Origin of the sequence: Pseudomonas sp. Root569 (genome assembly GCF_001427465.1) — a bacterium.
Classification (GTDB): Bacteria; Pseudomonadota; Gammaproteobacteria; order Pseudomonadales; family Pseudomonadaceae; genus Aquipseudomonas; species Aquipseudomonas synxantha.
Genome location: NZ_LMGQ01000029.1, coordinates 43,134 through 61,383, shown reverse-complemented (window position 1 = coordinate 61,383; position 18,250 = coordinate 43,134). Strand labels below are relative to the sequence as shown.

The 18,250-nt window shown below is 62.1% G+C and carries 20 protein-coding genes; all 20 read right to left on the bottom strand.

Annotated features, from left to right (window positions below):
- Positions 1 to 2: 2 nt before the first annotated feature.
- Complete coding sequence (fliQ, locus tag ASD70_RS26980; protein WP_003175300.1) at positions 3 to 272, bottom strand: flagellar biosynthesis protein FliQ; 270 nt, start codon at positions 270 to 272, stop codon at positions 3 to 5.
- 18 nt (positions 273 to 290) lie between these two features.
- Positions 291 to 1,034, bottom strand: a complete 744-nt coding sequence (gene fliP, locus ASD70_RS26975; RefSeq protein ID WP_046071798.1) for a flagellar type III secretion system pore protein FliP — start codon at positions 1,032 to 1,034, stop codon at positions 291 to 293.
- Positions 1,034 to 1,471 (bottom strand): flagellar biosynthetic protein FliO, encoded by a 438-nt coding sequence (gene fliO, locus ASD70_RS26970; protein ID WP_046071797.1) that lies wholly within the window; start codon positions 1,469 to 1,471, stop codon positions 1,034 to 1,036. The genes fliP and fliO overlap by 1 nt, the downstream gene beginning before the upstream one ends.
- Before the next feature lies 1 nt (position 1,472).
- Positions 1,473 to 1,940: a flagellar motor switch protein FliN gene (gene fliN, locus ASD70_RS26965; protein ID WP_043049691.1), complete on the bottom strand. Its 468-nt coding sequence runs from the start codon at positions 1,938 to 1,940 to the stop codon at positions 1,473 to 1,475.
- 42 nt (positions 1,941 to 1,982) lie between these two features.
- Entirely contained in the window at positions 1,983 to 2,951 is a 969-nt protein-coding gene (gene fliM, locus ASD70_RS26960) for a flagellar motor switch protein FliM (protein ID WP_046071796.1), read from the bottom strand.
- A gap of 9 nt (positions 2,952 to 2,960) precedes the next feature.
- The gene (fliL, locus tag ASD70_RS26955; RefSeq protein WP_043049689.1) at positions 2,961 to 3,464 is read right to left on the bottom strand and encodes a flagellar basal body-associated protein FliL; all 504 of its coding nucleotides are present in this window, start codon (positions 3,462 to 3,464) and stop codon (positions 2,961 to 2,963) included.
- Positions 3,465 to 3,685: 221 nt separating this feature from the next.
- Entirely contained in the window at positions 3,686 to 4,987 is a 1,302-nt protein-coding gene (locus ASD70_RS26950; RefSeq protein WP_056847922.1) for a flagellar hook-length control protein FliK, read from the bottom strand.
- Between the two features lie 83 nt (positions 4,988 to 5,070).
- Entirely contained in the window at positions 5,071 to 5,415 is a 345-nt protein-coding gene (locus ASD70_RS26945; protein WP_056847921.1) for an Hpt domain-containing protein, read from the bottom strand.
- A 30-nt stretch (positions 5,416 to 5,445) separates the two neighbouring features.
- The gene (locus ASD70_RS26940; protein WP_046071793.1) at positions 5,446 to 7,164 is read right to left on the bottom strand and encodes an ATP-binding SpoIIE family protein phosphatase; all 1,719 of its coding nucleotides are present in this window, start codon (positions 7,162 to 7,164) and stop codon (positions 5,446 to 5,448) included.
- Positions 7,161 to 7,466: an STAS domain-containing protein gene (locus ASD70_RS26935; protein ID WP_046071792.1), complete on the bottom strand. Its 306-nt coding sequence runs from the start codon at positions 7,464 to 7,466 to the stop codon at positions 7,161 to 7,163. The genes ASD70_RS26940 and ASD70_RS26935 overlap by 4 nt, the downstream gene beginning before the upstream one ends.
- 119 nt (positions 7,467 to 7,585) lie before the next feature.
- Positions 7,586 to 8,035 (bottom strand): flagellar export protein FliJ, encoded by a 450-nt coding sequence (fliJ, locus tag ASD70_RS26930; RefSeq protein WP_043049684.1) that lies wholly within the window; start codon positions 8,033 to 8,035, stop codon positions 7,586 to 7,588.
- Between the two features lie 3 nt (positions 8,036 to 8,038).
- Positions 8,039 to 9,397, bottom strand: a complete 1,359-nt coding sequence (fliI, locus tag ASD70_RS26925) for a flagellar protein export ATPase FliI (protein ID WP_046071791.1) — start codon at positions 9,395 to 9,397, stop codon at positions 8,039 to 8,041.
- The gene (gene fliH, locus ASD70_RS26920) at positions 9,387 to 10,151 is read right to left on the bottom strand and encodes a flagellar assembly protein FliH (protein WP_046071790.1); all 765 of its coding nucleotides are present in this window, start codon (positions 10,149 to 10,151) and stop codon (positions 9,387 to 9,389) included. Before fliH ends, fliI begins: the two co-directional genes overlap by 11 nt.
- A gap of 10 nt (positions 10,152 to 10,161) precedes the next feature.
- A complete protein-coding gene (fliG, locus tag ASD70_RS26915) occupies positions 10,162 to 11,178 on the bottom strand; it encodes a flagellar motor switch protein FliG (protein ID WP_003192957.1) in 1,017 nt (338 codons plus the stop codon).
- On the bottom strand, positions 11,171 to 12,946 hold the full coding sequence (fliF, locus tag ASD70_RS26910; RefSeq protein ID WP_043049681.1) for a flagellar basal-body MS-ring/collar protein FliF: 1,776 nt from the start codon (positions 12,944 to 12,946) through the stop codon (positions 11,171 to 11,173). Before fliF ends, fliG begins: the two co-directional genes overlap by 8 nt.
- A gap of 16 nt (positions 12,947 to 12,962) precedes the next feature.
- Complete coding sequence (fliE, locus tag ASD70_RS26905) at positions 12,963 to 13,292, bottom strand: flagellar hook-basal body complex protein FliE (RefSeq protein WP_005790083.1); 330 nt, start codon at positions 13,290 to 13,292, stop codon at positions 12,963 to 12,965.
- A gap of 130 nt (positions 13,293 to 13,422) precedes the next feature.
- On the bottom strand, positions 13,423 to 14,799 hold the full coding sequence (locus ASD70_RS26900; protein ID WP_043049680.1) for a sigma-54-dependent transcriptional regulator: 1,377 nt from the start codon (positions 14,797 to 14,799) through the stop codon (positions 13,423 to 13,425).
- A gap of 7 nt (positions 14,800 to 14,806) precedes the next feature.
- Positions 14,807 to 16,018 carry a sensor histidine kinase gene (locus ASD70_RS26895; RefSeq protein ID WP_056847920.1) on the bottom strand — a complete coding sequence of 404 codons (1,212 nt, stop codon included), beginning with the start codon at positions 16,016 to 16,018 and terminating at the stop codon, positions 14,807 to 14,809.
- 268 nt (positions 16,019 to 16,286) lie between these two features.
- Positions 16,287 to 17,759, bottom strand: coding sequence for a sigma-54 dependent transcriptional regulator (locus tag ASD70_RS26890; RefSeq protein WP_043049678.1), 1,473 nt, complete (start codon positions 17,757 to 17,759; stop codon positions 16,287 to 16,289).
- Positions 17,760 to 17,928: 169 nt separating this feature from the next.
- Positions 17,929 to 18,225, bottom strand: a complete 297-nt coding sequence (locus ASD70_RS26885; RefSeq protein ID WP_005790088.1) for a hypothetical protein — start codon at positions 18,223 to 18,225, stop codon at positions 17,929 to 17,931.
- Between the last annotated feature and the right edge of the window lie 25 nt (positions 18,226 to 18,250).

Genomic DNA, 18,250 nt, shown 5'->3' with positions numbered 1-18,250 from the left:
GGTCAGCCGATCAACTGCGGAATACTGCCGTACAGCTGCAGGATGTATTCCATGAAGGTTTGCACCAGCCACGGGCCGGCGACGATCAGGGTGACCAGCATCACCAGCAGGCGCGGCAGGAAGCTCAGGGTCTGTTCGTTGATCTGCGTGGCGGCCTGGAACATCGCCACCAACAGGCCTACCAACAGGCTCGGCACCACCAGCACGGCGACCATCATGGTGGTCAGCCACAGCGCTTCACGGAACAGGTCGACGGCGACTTCTGGGGTCATGCTGCTTCACCTAACAAATCACACGCCTCCGAAACTGCCGGCCAGGGTGCCGATAATCAGCGCCCAGCCGTCCACCAGCACAAACAGCATGATCTTGAACGGCAGCGAGATGATCAGCGGCGACAGCATCATCATACCCATGGCCATCAGCACGCTCGCCACCACCAGGTCGATGATCAGGAACGGGATAAAGATCATGAAACCTATCTGGAACGCAGTCTTCAATTCAGACGTGACGAACGCCGGCACCAGGATAGTCAGCGGTGCCTGGTCCGGGGTGGCGATGTCGGTGCGCTTGGACAGGCGCATGAACAGCTCAAGGTCGCTGGAGCGGGTCTGCGACAGCATGAAGTCCTTGATCGGACCCTGGGCCTTGTCGATGGCGTCCTGAGCGTTGAGCTTTTCCGCGAGGTAAGGTTGCAGGGCTTGCTGGTTTACCTTGTCGAACACCGGCGCCATGATGAACAGCGTCAGGAACAAGGCCATGCCGGTAAGGATCTGGTTCGACGGCGTCTGCTGCAGGCCCAGGGCCTGGCGCAGGATCGAGAAGACGATGATGATCCGCGTGAAGCTGGTCATCAGCATGACAAACGCCGGGATAAAGCTCAGCGCGGTCATGATCAGCAGGATCTGCAGGCTGACCGAATACTCCTGGGCACCGGTCGCGTTGGTGCCCAGAGTGATCGCCGGGATCGACAATGGGTCGGCCCCCAGGGCAATCGGCGCGGCCAGCAACAGCATGAGCGTCAAGAAAACGCGCATTACTTCTTATCCTTCTGATCCTTGCCCAGCAACTCCATCAGGCGCTGGGCGAATTCTGGCGTGGCCGGCTGGGATTGATCCACGTTCACCGGTGTCTTGAGTACATGCAGCGGGGTAATGCGGCCGGGAGTGATACCGAGCAGGATCTGCTCCTCGCCAACCTGAACCAGCACCAGGCGATCCCGTGGGCCGAGGGCGCGCGAGCCAACCAGCTCGATGACCTGGGCATTGCCCGGGCCGATACCCTGTACGCGGCGCATCAGCCAGGCCAGCACAAAGATCAAGCCGACCACCAGCAACAGGCCCAGCACCAGCTGGGTCAATTGCCCGCCGACACCGCTGCCGACCACCGGCGCCGCAGCCGCCTGGGCAACCGGCTCCGCCGCCAGGGCGCTCAATGGCAGCGCCAGCAACAGTCCCGCCATCGAATACTTCATCTCAGCGCAACTTCTTGATGCGTTCGCTCGGGCTGATCACGTCCGTCAGGCGAATGCCGAACTTCTCGTTGACCACCACCACCTCGCCGTGGGCGATCAGGGTGCCATTGACCAGCACGTCCAGAGGCTCACCGGCCAGGCGGTCGAGCTCGATCACCGAACCCTGGTTGAGTTGCAGCAGGTTGCGGATGTTGATTTCGGTGCTGCCCACTTCCATGGAGATCGACACCGGGATGTCGAGAATCACATCCAGGTTCGGGCCATCGAGGGTCACCGGCTCGTTGTTCTTCGGCACGCTGCCGAATTCTTCCATCGCCAGGCGATTGCCAGCCGGTGCGGTGGCGGCGTCGGCGGCCAGCAGCGCGTCGATGTCGTCCTGGCCGACATCGCCGGTTTCTTCCAGGGCCGCAGCCCACTCGTCAGCCAGGGCCTGGTCTTCCGCGGAAGTGTTTTCGTGTTCGGTAGCCATTACATGTCCTCGGCGAAGCAAACATTCATAAATAGGGGTGCATCAGCGGCGGTTGATCGGCTCAACCACTTGCAGCGCCAGGTTGCCCTTGTGGGAACCGAGCTTGACCTTGAACGACGGCACGCCGTTGGCGCGCATGATCAGTTCTTCCGGCAACTCGACGGGGATGATGTCCCCCGGTTGCATGTGCAAAATATCCCGCAGGCGCAACTGGCGACGAGCCACGGTGGCGCTCAGGGGCACGTCGACGTCCAGCAGGTCTTCGCGCAGGGCCTTGACCCAGCGCTCGTCCTGGTCGTCGAGGTCGGACTGGAAGCCGGCGTCGAGCATCTCGCGCACCGGTTCGATCATCGAGTACGGCATAGTCACGTGCAGGTCACCGCCACCGCCATCGAGCTCGATGTGGAAGGTCGACACCACAATCGCCTCGCTGGGGCCGACGATGTTAGCCATGGCCGGGTTCACTTCCGAGTTGATGTACTCGAAATTGACTTCCATGATCGCCTGCCAGGCTTCCTTCAAGTCGATGAAGGCCTGTTCCAGCACCATGCGCACTACACGCAATTCGGTGGGGGTGAACTCACGCCCTTCGATCTTGGCGTGGCGGCCGTCGCCACCGAAGAAGTTGTCCACCAGCTTGAACACCAGCTTGGCGTCGAGGATGAACAGTGCGGTGCCGCGCAACGGCTTGATCTTGACCAGGTTGAGGCTGGTGGGCACGTACAGCGAGTGCACGTATTCACCGAACTTCATCACCTGCACGCCGCCCACCGCCACGTCCGCCGAGCGGCGCAACATGTTGAACATGCTGATGCGGGTATAGCGAGCAAAGCGTTCGTTGATCATTTCCAGAGTCGGCATGCGTCCACGGACGATGCGATCCTGGCTGGTCAGGTCGTAGCTTTTGACGCTGCCGGGTTCGGCAGACATTTCGGTCTGTACCAGACCATCGTCCACGCCGTGCAACAGCGCGTCGATTTCATCCTGGGACAGCAGGTCCTGCACGGCCATGTCGTGATCCTACTGCAATACGAAGTTAGTGAAGAGCGCCTGCTCGACCACGACTTTGCCGAGTTCTTTCTGGGCCACTTCCTGCACGCTGGCAGTGACCTTCTGACGCAGCATTTCCTGGCCGACCGGGGTGGCGAGGCTGTCGAAGGCCTGCCCGGAGAACAGCATCACCAGATTGTTACGGATCACCGGCATATGCACTTTGAGGGCATCCAGGTCCGCCTGGTTGCGCGCCAGCAAGGTGATGCTCACCTGCAAGTAGCGCTGACGACCGTTGACGTTGTAATTGGCAACAAACGCTGGAAGCATCTGTTCGAAGATTGCCGGTTGCTTGACGTTAGTGGCGGTTTCAGCGGCGGGCACCGGCTTGCTTGCACTGCTGTGCATGATGTACCAGGTGCCGCCAATCGAGGCACCGATGGCCAGGAGCAAGCCCAGCACAATCAACAGGATCAGCTTGAGCTTGCCTTTGCCTGCTGCGGGGGGAGTTGCTGCGTCGTCGCTCTTCGCCATGCCAATAATCCGTCACTATTCTGGGATTCATAGATCTACGGGAAGGCAAGAGCAAGTGTTATGCCAGAGTTGTCTGGCAATACGGGAAGAACCAACACCACAAAACAAATGTGGGAGGGGGCTTGCTCCCGATTGCGGTGTATCAGCAACGGATTTGTTGACTGACACACTGCTATCGGGGGCAAGCCCCCTCCCACATTTTGACCTTCACAGGGCTTGAATCAGGCGTAGTAGTCGACGGCGCTGGAGCCGATGACAGTCTGGGTCACCGGCGCCACGGCTTCAGCCACATCCACCTGGCCGCCGCTATCGCCACTGCGCCCGCCGCCAGCGCTCATACCACGGGTATGGGCCTGCTGTTGCTGCTGCTCCTGTCCACGGGACTGGTCAGACACATTCACATCCACCTGCCCCATACCCTGCTGGGCGAACATTTCGCGCAAGCGTCCGGACTGGCTTTCCAGGGCTTCACGTACCACCGCATGGCCGCTCATGAAACTGACCTGGGCCTGCTGGTCTGCGGTCATGTTGACCTTGATATCCAGGCGCCCCAACTCGGCCGGCTGCAACTGGATCTCCGCCGACTTGAGGTTGGCGCTGGAGAGGTACATTACGCGGTTGACCACTTCTTCGGTCCAGCCGCTCTGGTGCATGGCCAGCGGCGCATTGTTGACCGGCGGCAAGGCATTCGCGGTTTTCGGCGTGGCGGCCTGGGTCAGCGCGGCCAGGCGGTTGGCGAAATCATCCACGCGGGTGTCACTGTTGGCGTTCTTGAGGTCCTTTAGGCCGTCATCGATCAGCCCGCTGAAAGCATTGTCGCCACCCTGGTCGGTGCTGTCCTTGGTGGCTTGCTGGTCGACCATAGTGGCCAGGCCGGCGGCAAAGCTCTGCGCGGCGGTCGGTTGATCCTGGATCGCGGTTTTCTGCGCCGCCTGGCTGCTGGCCGACACGTGGCCGCCCTGCTCCATCGCCAGGCGCACAGCCGGCATCGCATCCAGGGGGTCAGCCTCCGGGTCGAAGGCCGTCGGCTTGGCTTCATCGGTCACGGCGACGGGCAGGGCCGCGTCCTCGGCGGCCACGGCGGGAGCTGAGGCTTGCACGGGCACAGGCACCGGAGTCACTGCAGCGATCACCGCCGGATCGACCACCGGGTCAACCGGGGGCTGTTGCGCCTGGGACGGGTCGGTGGCTTTGTCGCCGTCGCTGCCAGCGCCGTCGTCGGCCTTGGCCGCCGGCTTGGCAGGCAAGGAATTGCCGCTATCGGCAACCGCTGGTTTGCTGGCGGCAGGGGTGACGCTATCGGCGGCCGGTTTGGCGTTGGTATCAGCAGGCTTGTCACGTGTGACTTTGCCTGGGCTGTCGCCGGCCTTCGGCGCCGGCTTGGGACCTTGGTTGGCAAACACTTGAGCAAAGCCAGCACCCTTGTCACGCGGGGCCGCAACCGCTACCGCCGGGGTGGCGACAGGCGCTTGAGGCTTGGCCGCGGGGGCAGCCTGTAGAAGCGAATTGGGAGCGACTGGCATAAGTAAGGGTCTCCACTGCATGAAGGTCGGGGATGCAGTCTATGGAGTTAGAGCAAGAGTCGGGCCAGGTTTGGCGCGACGATTCAGAAACTGAAGCGCTGGCGTTCGGACTCATACAGCGGACGGACCAACGCGAACTCATGGTCGATCTGGTCAACCAATTCGCCCAGATCCGATGATGGCTTGACGGACTCAGCCTCCAGCCGCTGACACAACTGCGCCAGCCGCACCGCCCCGAGGTTGCCACTGCTGCCCTTGAAACTGTGCGCAATCCGCCCCAATGCCTTGGCATCGTCGCGCGCGTTGCGCAGCGCTTCGATGCGTTTTTGCGAGTCATCAAGGAAGGTGTCGAGCAGTTTGGGATACTCACCCTCCATGACGTCCTGCAAACCCGACAACACGTCGGGGTCCAAATGAATCTCAGCCACTTGCTCGCTCCTTGATCAAGAATCGGCGGATTATGCCAGAGCCTCCCAACAAAATTCCACGCAGACGCTGCGCCCGCCATCGGACCAGCGTACGGCGCTGCTCAATTGACGCACCAGGCTCAAGCCCCGGCCAGACAGACGGTCGGCGTCCACCGGCCGCGCCAATTCCTTGTCTACGTCAAAACCCGACCCGCTGTCTTCAACCCGCAAGGTCATAGTGCCGCCCTGGTCGGTCGGCGCCACCTGTACATGCACGCGCACATAGCCACTATTCAATTGCGCCAGCCGCTCATTGCGTTGACGATAATACTGCGCAAAACCCTGCGCATCGCGCTTGAGCGCTGAATCCAGGCCCAGCACGCCATGCTCCAAGGCATTGGAATACAACTCGGCCATCACGCTGTAGAGCGCCCCGCTCTGCTCGCGCAGGCCGTGGACCTCCAGCAGCAGTTGCAGCAAGTACGGCAGCGGGTTGTAGTTTTTGAGAGTCTGGGCGCGAAACTCGAAACTCACCGACCAGTCCAGCGGGCTCGACTGGCCGCTGTCGGCATACATCGGCTCAGCCACACGCAGCGGCGGAGCGGACAGCAAAGTGATCTCGACCATGCTCACATCGTCCCGCGCCTGGCCGCGAAAGGCTGCCAGGGCCTGTTCGATATCCTCGAACAGGCGGTCGGGCTCGCGGTTGGCCGCGAACACCTGTTGCAAGCGGGCGGCGCCGAACAGCTGGTCGTTGGCGTCAGCGGTATCCAGCACGCCATCGGAGAGCAGGAACACCCGGTCGCCCAAGGCCATGGGCCAGACCTCGGTGCTGTCATCGAACGCCTCCGCCGACAACACCCCCAAGGGCAGATGTCGCGATATCAACGGCGTGCGCCGGCCGGTGGCGACTTCATGCACATAGCCTTCGGGCATGCCGCCGTTCCACACCTCCACCGCCCGCCGCTGGGCGCTCAGGCACAGCAAGGTGGCGCAGCAGAACATGTCCACCGGCAGGATACGCTTGAGCTTGGCGTTCATCTCTCGCAACGTCTGGGTCAAGCCATAACCCTTGGCGGTCATGCCGTAGAACACTTCGGCCAATGGCATGGCGCCGATGGCGGCCGGCAGGCCATGGCCGGTGAAATCGCCGAGCAGTATGTGCATGTCACCGGACGGTGTGTAGGCCGCCAGCAGCAAGTCACCGTTGAACAGCGCATAGGGCGATTGCAGGTAGCGGATATTCGGTGCGGCGTTAATACAACCGGAATGGGCAACCTTGTCGAACACCGCCTTGGCCGCCCGCTGCTCATGCAGCAGGTGTTCGTGGTGCCTGGCGATCAGGTCACGCTGTTGCAGGACCGTGGCCTGCAGGCGCCGCAGGCGGTCCATAGCGTTGATCTTCGCCGCCAGGATCAGTGGGTTGTAGGGTTTGGCCAGGAAGTCGTCGCCACCGGCATCCAGGCACTGGGCCAGGGCTTCGCTCTCACGCAACGAGGTGAGGAAGATAATCGGCACCAGCGCCTCCCCCGCCAATTGCTTGATCTGTCGGGCGGCTTCGAAGCCATCCATCAGCGGCATCAGCGCGTCCATCAACACCAGTTGCGGGCGCTCGTGGGCAAAGACCTCAACCGCCTCGACACCATTACTGGCAGTCAACACCTGATGGCCCTGGCGACGGATGATGGTCGACAGCAACAGACGGTCGGCGGCGCTGTCTTCGGCGATCAGGATGGTCAGCGCCTCAAGGACAGGGGCCAGGGCGCTCAACTGATGTCGAACAGCTTGTCGAAGTTGGAGATGGCGAGGATCTTGCGCACGTCGGAGTTGCTGTTGAGCACACGAACCTCGGCGTCATCTCCGCCCGCATGATCACGTAGCAGCAGAAGCATGCCCAAGGCAGAACTGTCCATATAGGTGGTCTCCTTGAGATCGACAATATAGGTCTCGGGCACCTTGTAGAACCGCTCGTAGGCCTCCCGAAACGCCTGATGGCTACCGAAATCGAACCGGCCCTTGATTGCGATCGTCAACTTCTTCCCATCCAGGGATACTTCTGACTCGATTGACATGTGACTGCTTCCTTGTCGTTGGCACTGTGCAACAAGGTGTAGCAGGCGAACCGGATCCAAGCAACACATCGAATCAAATGTAAGAGCAAACCCCTCCCACATTTGTCCTGCGTCGTTAGTTAGAACTGTTCGTGGCGGGGAAGCCGCTGTGACAGCTCATCCAGCAGCTTTTGCTCGCGCTTGTCTTCAATCGCCCGCGCTTCGTCGATATAACGCTGCACCAGCTTGCGCAACCCTTCCACACGGGCAAACGCCGCTTGCCAGGCCTCGCGGGCCTTGTCGAGGTTGTTCTGGTGCCAGGCCAGGCTTTGGCGCTGTTGGCCGACAGCCGTCTCAAGCTGGTTGAGAAAGCCCTGGTAACCCATCAGCCACTGGCCCGACACGCCTTTGCTGCCGCGCTCGATCCATTGCTGCTGGTATTCGACGCGAAAGCGCTCCAGGTCGCCCAGCTTGCTCTCCGCCAGGCGCACCTGGCCCTGGAAATAACCCAGGCGCTGCACGGCGGCTTTTTCGGCCTTCTCGGCCATGTCCACCACCGGGGCCAGGCGGGCGGCGCGGCTGTTGGCCATGGCTTAGCCGCCCGGCGCGGGGGCGAAGATGGACTGCAGATGCGCCTGGCTTTCGGCCATGCTGATCTTGTCGTTGAGGCCCTGGCGCAGGTAGGTCACCAGTTGCGGTTGCAAGGCGATGGCCAGGTCGGTGTCGCGGTCGCCACCGGCTACATAGGCACCGACGCTGATCAGGTCGCGGCTCTGCTGATAACGCGACCACAGCTGCTTGAACTGCTGGGCACGGGCCATATGCTCAGGGGTAACCACCGACGGCATGACCCGGCTGATAGATGCTTCGATGTCGATGGCCGGGTAGTGCCCCTCTTCCGCCAACCGCCGCGACAGCACGATATGCCCGTCGAGCACGCCCCGCGCCGAGTCAGCAATCGGGTCCTGCTGGTCGTCGCCTTCGGACAATACCGTATAGAACGCCGTGATCGAGCCACCGCCGGCCTCGGCATTACCAGCGCGTTCCACCAGTTTGGGCAACTTGGCGAATACCGACGGCGGGTAGCCCTTGGTGGCGGGCGGTTCACCGATGGCCAGGGCGATTTCCCGCTGGGCCTGGGCGAAACGCGTCAGCGAGTCCATCAGCAACAGGACATTCTTGCCCTTGTCGCGAAAATATTCAGCGATGCGCGTGCAGTACATGGCGGCGCGCAGGCGCATCAGCGGCGCATCGTCCGCAGGCGAGGCCACTACCACCGAACGCTTGAGCCCTTCTTCACCGAGGCTGTGCTCGATGAACTCCTTCACTTCGCGCCCCCGCTCACCGATCAAGCCCACCACAATGATGTCGGCCTCGGTAAAGCGCGTCATCATGCCCAGCAACACCGACTTACCCACGCCGGTACCGGCGAACAGGCCCAGGCGCTGGCCGCGACCGACCGTCAATAAACCGTTGATGCTGCGAATGCCCACGTCGAGCGGCACGCTGATGGGGTTGCGCTTGAGCGGGTTGATGGTGGGGCCGTCCATGGGCACCCAGTCTTCGGCTTTCATGCCGCCCTTGCCATCCAGCGCGCGCCCGGCGCCGTCGAGCACGCGACCGAGCATGCCCATACCCATGGGCAGGCGGCCGGTATCGGCCAGGGGCACCACGCGGGCGCCGGGGGCGATGCCGGCGAGGCTGCCCACCGGCATGAGGAAAATCTTGCTGCCGGAAAAGCCCATTACTTCAGCTTCGACCTGCACCGGGTGGTAGCTGTCGCTGTTGATCACCAGGCAGCGGCTGCCCATGGCGGCGCGCAACCCCTCAGCTTCGAGGGTTAGGCCGACCATGCGCAACAGGCGCCCTTCGAGAATCGGCTGGCCGGGCAACTCGGTCGCCTCGGCGTAGCTGCCCAGGCGCTTGGCGAAACTGGTGCGATCAAGGCGCATCGGGGGCGTCCAGGTCAACGCTCAAGTCTGGCTCTGCCGGGTGCAGTGCTTGCTCATGCAGTTGGTCCAGCAATTTGTCCATGATCTGGCTGATGCGGGTTTCCACCGTGGCATCGATGCGGCTGTGTTCGGTCTCGACACGGCAACCACCGGGCAACAACGCGGCGTCCTCGACGATGCGCCAGGTTTCTTCATGGCGCTCGCGCAGGGCCTTGACCTGCTCGAAATCCTGCGGGTTGATGTACAACCGCACATTGCCGACACCCAGGGGCAGCAGCTTGAGGGCTTCGCGCATCACGCTTTCGATCTGGCTGGAATCCAGCACCAGCTCGCGCTGGATCACCTGGCGGGTGATGTGCTGTACCAGGCCGACCATGGATTTTTCCAGCTGCGTGTCCTGTTCGGCAATCGGGTCGAACAGGTTACCCATCAGGCGCTCCAGGCTGGCCAGCTGGGTGGCCAGCGCCGCCTCGGCTTCCTGGCGGACCTTGAGGGTGGTGCTGCGAAAACCGTCTTTTTCACCCGCGGCAAAGCCTTCGTTGTAGGCCTCCTGGCGGATGGCCTCCAACTCGTCGAGGGTCAGTGGCTGGACTTCATCCAGCGGCACCTCTTCCATCTCCACCGGCGTTTCTACGACCGGTTCAGGCTCAGGCTGCGGCACATGGGGATCGAAGCTGGGCAGCGACCAGATGTCGAACCCACCGACATCCCGCGCGCGAATCAGATCGCTGGGCGTCTCATCTTTGTTCGACATGGGAGGCGCCTTAGATCATTTCTTCGCCGCCCTTCCCGCCGAGAACGATTTCTCCGGCTTCGGCCATACGGCGGGCAATGGTGAGGATTTCCTTCTGGGCGGTTTCCACGTCGCTGACGCGCACCGGGCCTTTGGCTTCCAGGTCGTCGCGCAACAGTTCCGAGGCCCGCTTGGACATGTTCTTGAAGATCTTCTCCTTGACGTTTTCGTCCGAACCCTTGAGGGCCAGCACCAGCACGTCGGAGGACACTTCGCGCAGCAGCGCCTGGATGCCACGGTCGTCGACATCGGCAAGGTTGTTGAACACGAACATCAGGTCTTCGATCTGGCCGGACAGGGTGTCGTCGATCTCGCGGATCGAGTCCATCAACTGGCCTTCGACCGAGCTGTCGAGGAAGTTCATGATGTCGGCCGCGCGCTTGATGCCACCCAGGGTGGTGCGCGAGGCATTCGAGTTACCCGAGAATTGCTTCTCGAGAATCGTGTTGAGTTCTTTCAGCGCCGCCGGCTGCACGGTGTTCAGCGACGACACGCGCAGGATGATGTCCAGGCGCACTTTATGGTCGAAGTGGCCGAGCACTTCACCGGCCTGGTCCGGGTCCAGGTAGGCCACCACAATCGCCTGGATCTGCGGGTGCTCGTAGCGGATCACGTCAGCCACCGCACGCGGCTCCATCCATTTGAGGCTGTCCAGGCCACTGGTGTTGCCACCCAGCAGGATGCGGTCGATCAGGCCGTTGGCCTTGTCTTCGCCCAGGGCCGAGGTGAGCATCTTGCGGATGTAGCTGTCGGAGCCGACGCCCAGGCTGGTCTGGTCGCCGACGATCTCGACGAACTCACTCATCACCTGCTCGACTTGCTCGCGGTGCACATTGCGCATCTGCGCCATGGCCACGCCTACACGCTGGACCTCTTTAGGGCCCATGTGGCGCAGCACTTGGGCGGCGTCGGTTTCACCCAGGGACAGCAGCAGGACTGCGGCTTTGTCGACCCGGGAGAGCTTGGCCACAGCGGCTCGATCATTCATCTGCGTTAATCCACTCTTTCACGACCTGAGCCACACGGCCCGGGTCTTCTGCTACCAGACTCTTGATTGCGTTCAACTGAGCGTCATAGCCTTCGCTCGGGCTTGGCAACAGGATGCTTTGCGGGCCGCCGAGGCTGACGCGGTCGTTGGCCAGCTCGCCGTCCAGGCCGCCCATGCCACCCAACTCCACATCGCCACCGGCCAAGGCCAGCTGTTTCTTGCTGCCACCGGTGATGTTGTTGAGCACCGGGCGCAGCACGCCGAACACCAGCACCAGGATGAACAACACCCCCAGCACTTGCTTGACGATGTCCCAGAACCACGGCTGGGTGTAGAACGCAGGGTCGGCGATCACTTCACTGCGTTCGGCGGAGAACGGCATGTTGATCACGCTGACGCTGTCACCACGGCTGGCGTCGAAACCGACGGCGTCCTGCACCAGGCGCGTGAAGCGCGCCAATTCGTCGGCGGTCCAGGGTGCACGGGTGACAGCACCGTCAGCGGCGTTGACCTTGACCTGGTCATCGACCACCACCGACACCGACAGGCGATTGATCTTGCCCTGTTGCTGCTTGGTGTGGCTGATGGAACGGTCGAGTTCGAAGTTCTTGGTGGACTGGTTACGCTTGTCCGCCGGGTATGGCGCAAGCATCGGCTGGCCGGTGGCCGGGTCCATGATCTGCTGGCCGTTGGCATCCAGCAGCGGCTGGCCGGGCTGGATCGCGCCAGCAGTGGCAGCGGCGCCACCGGTGGTCTGCGGTGCCGAGGCGGCCGACGGTGGCTGGTTGCTCAAGGCCCCCGGCACACCTTGCGGGCCATTGGCGGCGGTGCGCTGCTCGCTGGTGGACTGCTCGCTGCGCAGCGCCGGCTGGTCAGGGTTGAACTGCTCGGAGGTGGACTCAACGGCGCTGAAGTCCACGTCGGCAGACACTTCCGCCTTGTAGCGGTCGTTGCCCAGCACCGGTTGCAGGATGTTGTGCACGCGCTGGGTGAGCATGCTTTCCATGCGGCGGCTGTAATCGAATTGCTTGCCGGCCTGGGTCAGCGCCGAGTTTTCCGCCATGTCGGAGAGCAGGTTGCCCTTCTGGTCGACCACGGTGATTTGCGACTTGCTCAATTCGGGGACGCTGGTGGCCACCAGGTTGACGATCGCCAGAACCTGGCCAGGCTCCAGGGAGCGGCCGGAGAACAGCTCCACCAGTACCGAGGCGCTAGGCTTGCGTTCGTCACGCACGAACACCGAGCTTTTCGGAATCGCCAGGTGCACACGGGCACCCTTGACGTTATTCAGGCTGGAGATGGTGCGCGCCAGTTCGCCTTCCAGGCCACGACGGTAGCGGGTGGCTTCCATGAACTGGCTGGTCCCGAGGCCCTGGTCCTTGTCGAGGATTTCAAAACCGATATTGCTGTCGGACGGCGTCACGCCAGCGGCAGCCAGTTTCATCCGCGCACGAGCCACATCATCGGCCTTGACCAGCAGCGCCCCGGAGTTGGGCTCCACGGTGTAGGCGATGTCGGCGGCGGCGAGGGTTTCCATGATCTGCTTGGAATCCATGCCCGCCAGGCTGCCGTACAGCGGGCGGTAATCAGGTTGTTGCGACCACAACACCACGGCAAAACCGATCGCCACGCTGGCCGCCAGGCCGACCATCAGGCCTACCTGACGCAGCATGGTCATTTCCGAGAGGTTTTCCAGGAACGACAGGCCAAACAGCGGCGGCTTGCCGTCTGTCTTGGCGGGGAGGTTGTCGGAGAGTGCTTCTGCCATGACTTAAATCTCGTCCTTAAACCGGCATCTGCATGATGTCTTGGTAAGCCTGAACCAGCTTGTTACGCACTTGAGTCAGGGCCTGGAAAGACACACTGGCCTTCTGCGAGGCGACCATCACATCGGTGAGGTCCACGCCGCTTTTACCGATCTCGAACGCAGTGGCCAGTTGGCTGGACGCCTGCTGGGTATCACTGACTTTATTGATTGCCTGGCCGAGCATGTCGGCAAAACTGCTTTGGCCCAATTCCGGTGCTGGCGCGACGGATTTCGGCTGAGCCATGGCGTCCATTTGCATGGCGCGCATATCCAACATCAACCGATTGAACTCAATACCCTGGCTCATGAACTTCTCTCTCCGACAACCCGCATTTTTTTGACGCTACGCCGCTCTTACAGGGGAGGTAGCAACAAGGGTGCCAGGTCCGTGGCGACTCGTAAGAAAAGGCGACAAACCATGTCAGCCGAAGCATTTTTCAGGTGGCGAAAAGGTAGGCTTCCACGTCCATTCCGGCATCGCGCATCTGTGCCAGCTTGTAGCGCAAGGTGCGCGGGCTGATGCCCAGGCGCTCGGCCGCTTCTTTGCGGCGGCCGCGTTCGGCGCGCAGGGTGTCGATGATCATCTGGAATTCGCGGCGACGCAGGTCATCGCCCAGGGCACCGGCCGATTCCGCCTCGGCAACCACCGGCGCCGGCGCCAGGCTCGGCAACGGCGCCGCGCCATTGCCCATGGCCAGGCAGAAGTCCTGGGGCTGGATCAGGCCGCCCTGTTGCAAAATCAACGCACGCTGGATCGCGTTGTCCAGCTCGCGCACGTTACCCGGCCATGGGTAGCTGACCAGGCAGGCCTGGGCCTCGGCCGACAGCCGCGCCTGGGCGTGCTTCATTTTTTTGACGTGGTTGTTCAGCAGGCGCTCGGCCAGCGGGAGGATATCCGCCGGGCGTTCGCGCAACGGGCGCCAGGCCAGCGGAAACACCGATAGCCGGTAGAACAGGTCTTCACGGAAGCGCCCCGCCGCTACCTCGCCAGCCAGGTCGCGGTTAGTGGTGGCGACCACGCGGATATCCAGCTGGATCGGCTTGCGTGCGCCCACGCGCTCCACTTCGCGCTCCTGCAACACGCGCAGTAACTTGGCTTGCAGGCCCAGGGGCATTTCCGAGATCTCGTCGAGCAGGATGGTGCCGCCGTCGGCCTGTTCGAACTTGCCGGCCTGGGCCGCGATGGCGCCAGTGAACGAGCCCTTTTCATGGCCGAACAAGGTGGCTTCAAGCATATTGTCGGGGATCGCCGCGCAGTTGATCGCAATGAAGGGTTGCTTGGCACGGCTGGATTGCTGGTGAATATAACGCGCCAGCACTTCTTTACCGGTGCCGGACTCGCCGGAAATCAGCACGGTGGAATCACTGCGCGCTACCCGCGCCGCCAATTCCAGCAATTGCGCGCTGGCCGGTTCAAAGGCAATCGGGCCATCGCCCTCGCCCGCCGAAATCACACCCAGGGCGTGTCGGGCCACCAGTTCGATCAATGCCTTGGGTTCGAACGGCTTGACCAGGTAATCCGCCGCGCCCTGGCGCATGGCGTCCACCGCCCGCTCGACGGCACCGTGGGCGGTCATCAGCAGCACCGGCAGCTGCGGCTGGCGTGCGCGCAGCAGGCCGAGCAACTGGTGACCGTCCATGCCGGGCATGTTGACGTCGCTGACCACCAGGCTGAAGGCTTCCTGCTCGACTGCCTCCAAGGCTTCCTCGGCAGAGCCGACCGCACGGTAGTCATGGCCCGCCAACAGCAGCGTGTCAGCCAATGCTTCACGCAGGGCGCGATCGTCTTCCACCAATAAAACCTTGATAGCCATAATTCTTTTACTCCGCGCTTGCCGCACTGGAAAACAGCGGCAAGGTCATCAATGCACAGGTGCCACGCCCCAGGCGGGAACGCAGCTGCAATTGTCCCTGATGGGCCCGGGCCACCGCCTTGACCACGGTCAGGCCCAGGCCAGTACCGTTGGTCTTGGTGGTAAAAAACGGTTCGCCCAGGCGTTGCAACACCTGGGGGTCGATGCCGCTGCCGCTGTCGCTGATACACAGGCGCAGGGTTTGTTCACGGGTATAGAGGTGCACTTTCAGGCGTGCGCCCGGGCCGCTGGCCTGGGTGGCATTTTCGATCAGGTTGAGCAGCGCGCCGACCAGGGTGTCGCGGTTGCACAGCAACTCGCCCTGGTGGCTGTCACACTGCCAACGCAGGTTGGCGTCCTGGACATGGGTGGCCGCCGCCGCTTGCAGGGACTGCATCAGGCCGGCAGGCGTGACGCGGTCGGTCAGCGGCAATTCGCCGCGGGCAAACACCAGCATGTCGCGCACCTGGTGCTCCAATTCATGCAGGCGCTCCTTGAGGCGCCCGGCAAAGCGTTGGTGGGTGGCGGCCGGCAATTGCTCATCAGTCAAATGACTGGCGTAGATCAACGCCGCCGACAACGGCGTGCGGATCTGATGGGCCAAGGACGCGACCATTCGCCCCAGCGACGACAAGCGTTCGTGGCGGGCCAACTGGTCTTGCAGGTGACGGGTTTCTGTCAGGTCGTTGAGCAACACCAATTGGCCCGGCTCGGCGTCCAGGGAGCGGGTGGCAATAGAGAGGCGACGCCCGTCCTTGAGGGAGACTTCATGGCCGTCGTCTTCACGCGGCGCAAAGCAGCGGGTGATGACTTCACGCCACAGCTCGCCTTCCAGCGGCAGGACGAGCAGGTCGCAGGCCGCCGGGTTGGCTTCGCGCACGCGGCCCTGGTCGTCAATGACGATCACGCCCCCGGGCAGCAGGTCCAGCAGGTTTTGCAGACGGTTGGCCAGGCGCTCTTTCTCGGCCAGCTCTTGCATGCGCTGGGCGCTGACCACCGCCAGTTCGCCTTTAAGCTCGGACACCCGGGCTTCCAGCAGACTGTAGGAGTCGGTCAGTTGGCTCGACATCTGGCTGAACTGTGAGAACGCTTGCTCCAGGCCCTGGCGGGTCGGCGGTTCTACAGGCGAAACCAGCCCCTGGATGGCAGGGGCCGTAGCTAGTTGGGCGGCGTGGGGCATGATGCTCTCTCGCTTGGCTGACCGTCAGTTAAACGGAACGTTGCGAGGGCTGTAGCAATACCCGTGCCGAAAAAATCGCCGGTGTCCGACCTCGCCAATACAGTTCCGTTTTGACGAGTGACTGTTGCTGTCAGACAAGGCGCCGCGACGACTCATAGCTCGCTATGGGGAGGAGCGGCAACGCAGTATGACGGCAACAGGCACCGTCATAAACTGAACAGTATTGGTGAGGTCGGGCACCCTAAATCAATGTGTTGAAAAACAGGCGTCAATCATCCGCCTGTTCATCACCTTCTTTGCGGCTCATACCGTACTTGCGCATCTTCTCCACCAGGGTGGTTCGACGGATACGCAAACGCTCGGCGGCGCGGGCGACGATGCCATGGGCGTCGTCCAGGGCCTGTTGGATCAGCCCCTGTTCCAGGTTGCCGAGGTAGTCTTTCAGGTCCAGGCCTTCGGGCGGCAACAGCGCGGTAGCACCGAAGTCCGGGGTATGGCCGTTGATCGCCACGCGCTCTTCCATGTCACTGCGCAGGCTGTCCAGTTGCTCGTCTTCATCGTCGACGTAGCGGAATTTCTTCGGCAACTCGACCACGCCGATCACACCGTAGGGGTGCATGATCGCCATGCGCTCCACCAGGTTGGCCAATTCGCGGACGTTGCCCGGCCAGCCGTGGCGGCACAGGGACATGATCGCGGCGGAGTTGAAGCGAATCGAACCGCGTTTCTCATGCTCCATGCGCGAGATCAGCTCGTTCATCAGCAACGGGATGTCTTCCACGCGCTCACGCAGCGGCGCCATCTCGATGGGGAATACGTTGAGGCGGTAATACAGGTCTTCGCGGAAGCTGCCGACCTCGATCATGCTTTCGAGGTTCTTGTGGGTGGCGGCAATGATGCGCACGTCGACGCTCTGGGTCTTGTTGCTGCCCACGCGCTCGAAGGTACGCTCCTGCAGCACGCGCAGCAGCTTGACCTGCATCGGCAGTGGCATGTCGCCGATTTCGTCGAGGAACAGGGTGCCGCCATTGGCCAGTTCGAAACGCCCGGCACGGCTGGTGATCGCCCCGGTAAAGGCGCCCTTCTCGTGGCCGAACAGTTCGCTTTCAAGCAGCTCTGCCGGGATCGCCCCGCAGTTGACCGGCACAAAAGGCCCGTCGCGGCGCTTGGAGTGATAGTGCAGGTTACGTGCGACCACTTCCTTGCCGGTGCCCGACTCGCCGAGGATCAGCACACTGGCGTCGGTATCGGCCACTTGCTGCATCATCTGGCGCACGTGCTGGATCGCCCGGCTGGTGCCGACGAGGCTGCGGAACAGGTTGGGTTCACGGTGACGGCCGCGCTCGCGGGCCTGGTCGTACATCTCGCGATAGACCTGGGCGCGGTGCAGGGAATCGAGCAATTTGCTGTAGCTGGGCGGCATTTCCAGATTGGAAAGCACACGGCGGCGCTGGTCTTCCGGCAGGTCCACGGAAGAAATATCGCCCATCAGCAACACCGGAAGGAACTCATCCCAGGTTGACAGTGTCTTTAACAAGCCCAGAACTGCGCCAGGAGCGTTTACCGTCCCGATCAACACACAGATGACTTCACGGCTCGACGCCAACGAGCTGACCGCCTGCTGCCAATCGTGGCTGCCGCAGGGCAAATTTTCTTCACCGAGAAAATTTAAAATCACCGCTAAATCGCGGCGGCGGACGCTATCGTCATCGATCAGCAGAATTTTGGTTTCACGCCACATGCAATAGCAACTTCCCTAGTAAAACTTCCTGCCCCGGAATGAGGGCAATCAAGACGCTTGTAAGATTTCTTACTTACTAGACGTCTGAAATCTGAAAACAGCACTAGTTAAGTCAAAAATGCTGGCACAGTCAAATATATGACGCACCGTTCGGACCAACTGAGCCCATTCATCCGAACAGATGGTAAACCTTTGACGCATTTTTAGCTTGGTTGATCTGCGACATCTCTTCGAAAATCGCCTGGCGCTCGCCGGTCGTGACTTCCAGCAACTGCTGATAAACCACCAGCAGGCTCTCCAATTTCTCGCGCAATGCACCCTCGTCCACCGGCACTTCGCTGAGCACCTCATCAATCACCGCACGGCAACCCAGGTCCAACTCGCCGACAGCTTCCCAATTACGCTCAGCCAGCGCGCCGAGAAGGGCTTCGCGGGTTTCGTCGATGCGTTGCAGTGCATGGCTCATGATGTGTACCTCAAGGCGATCGGCC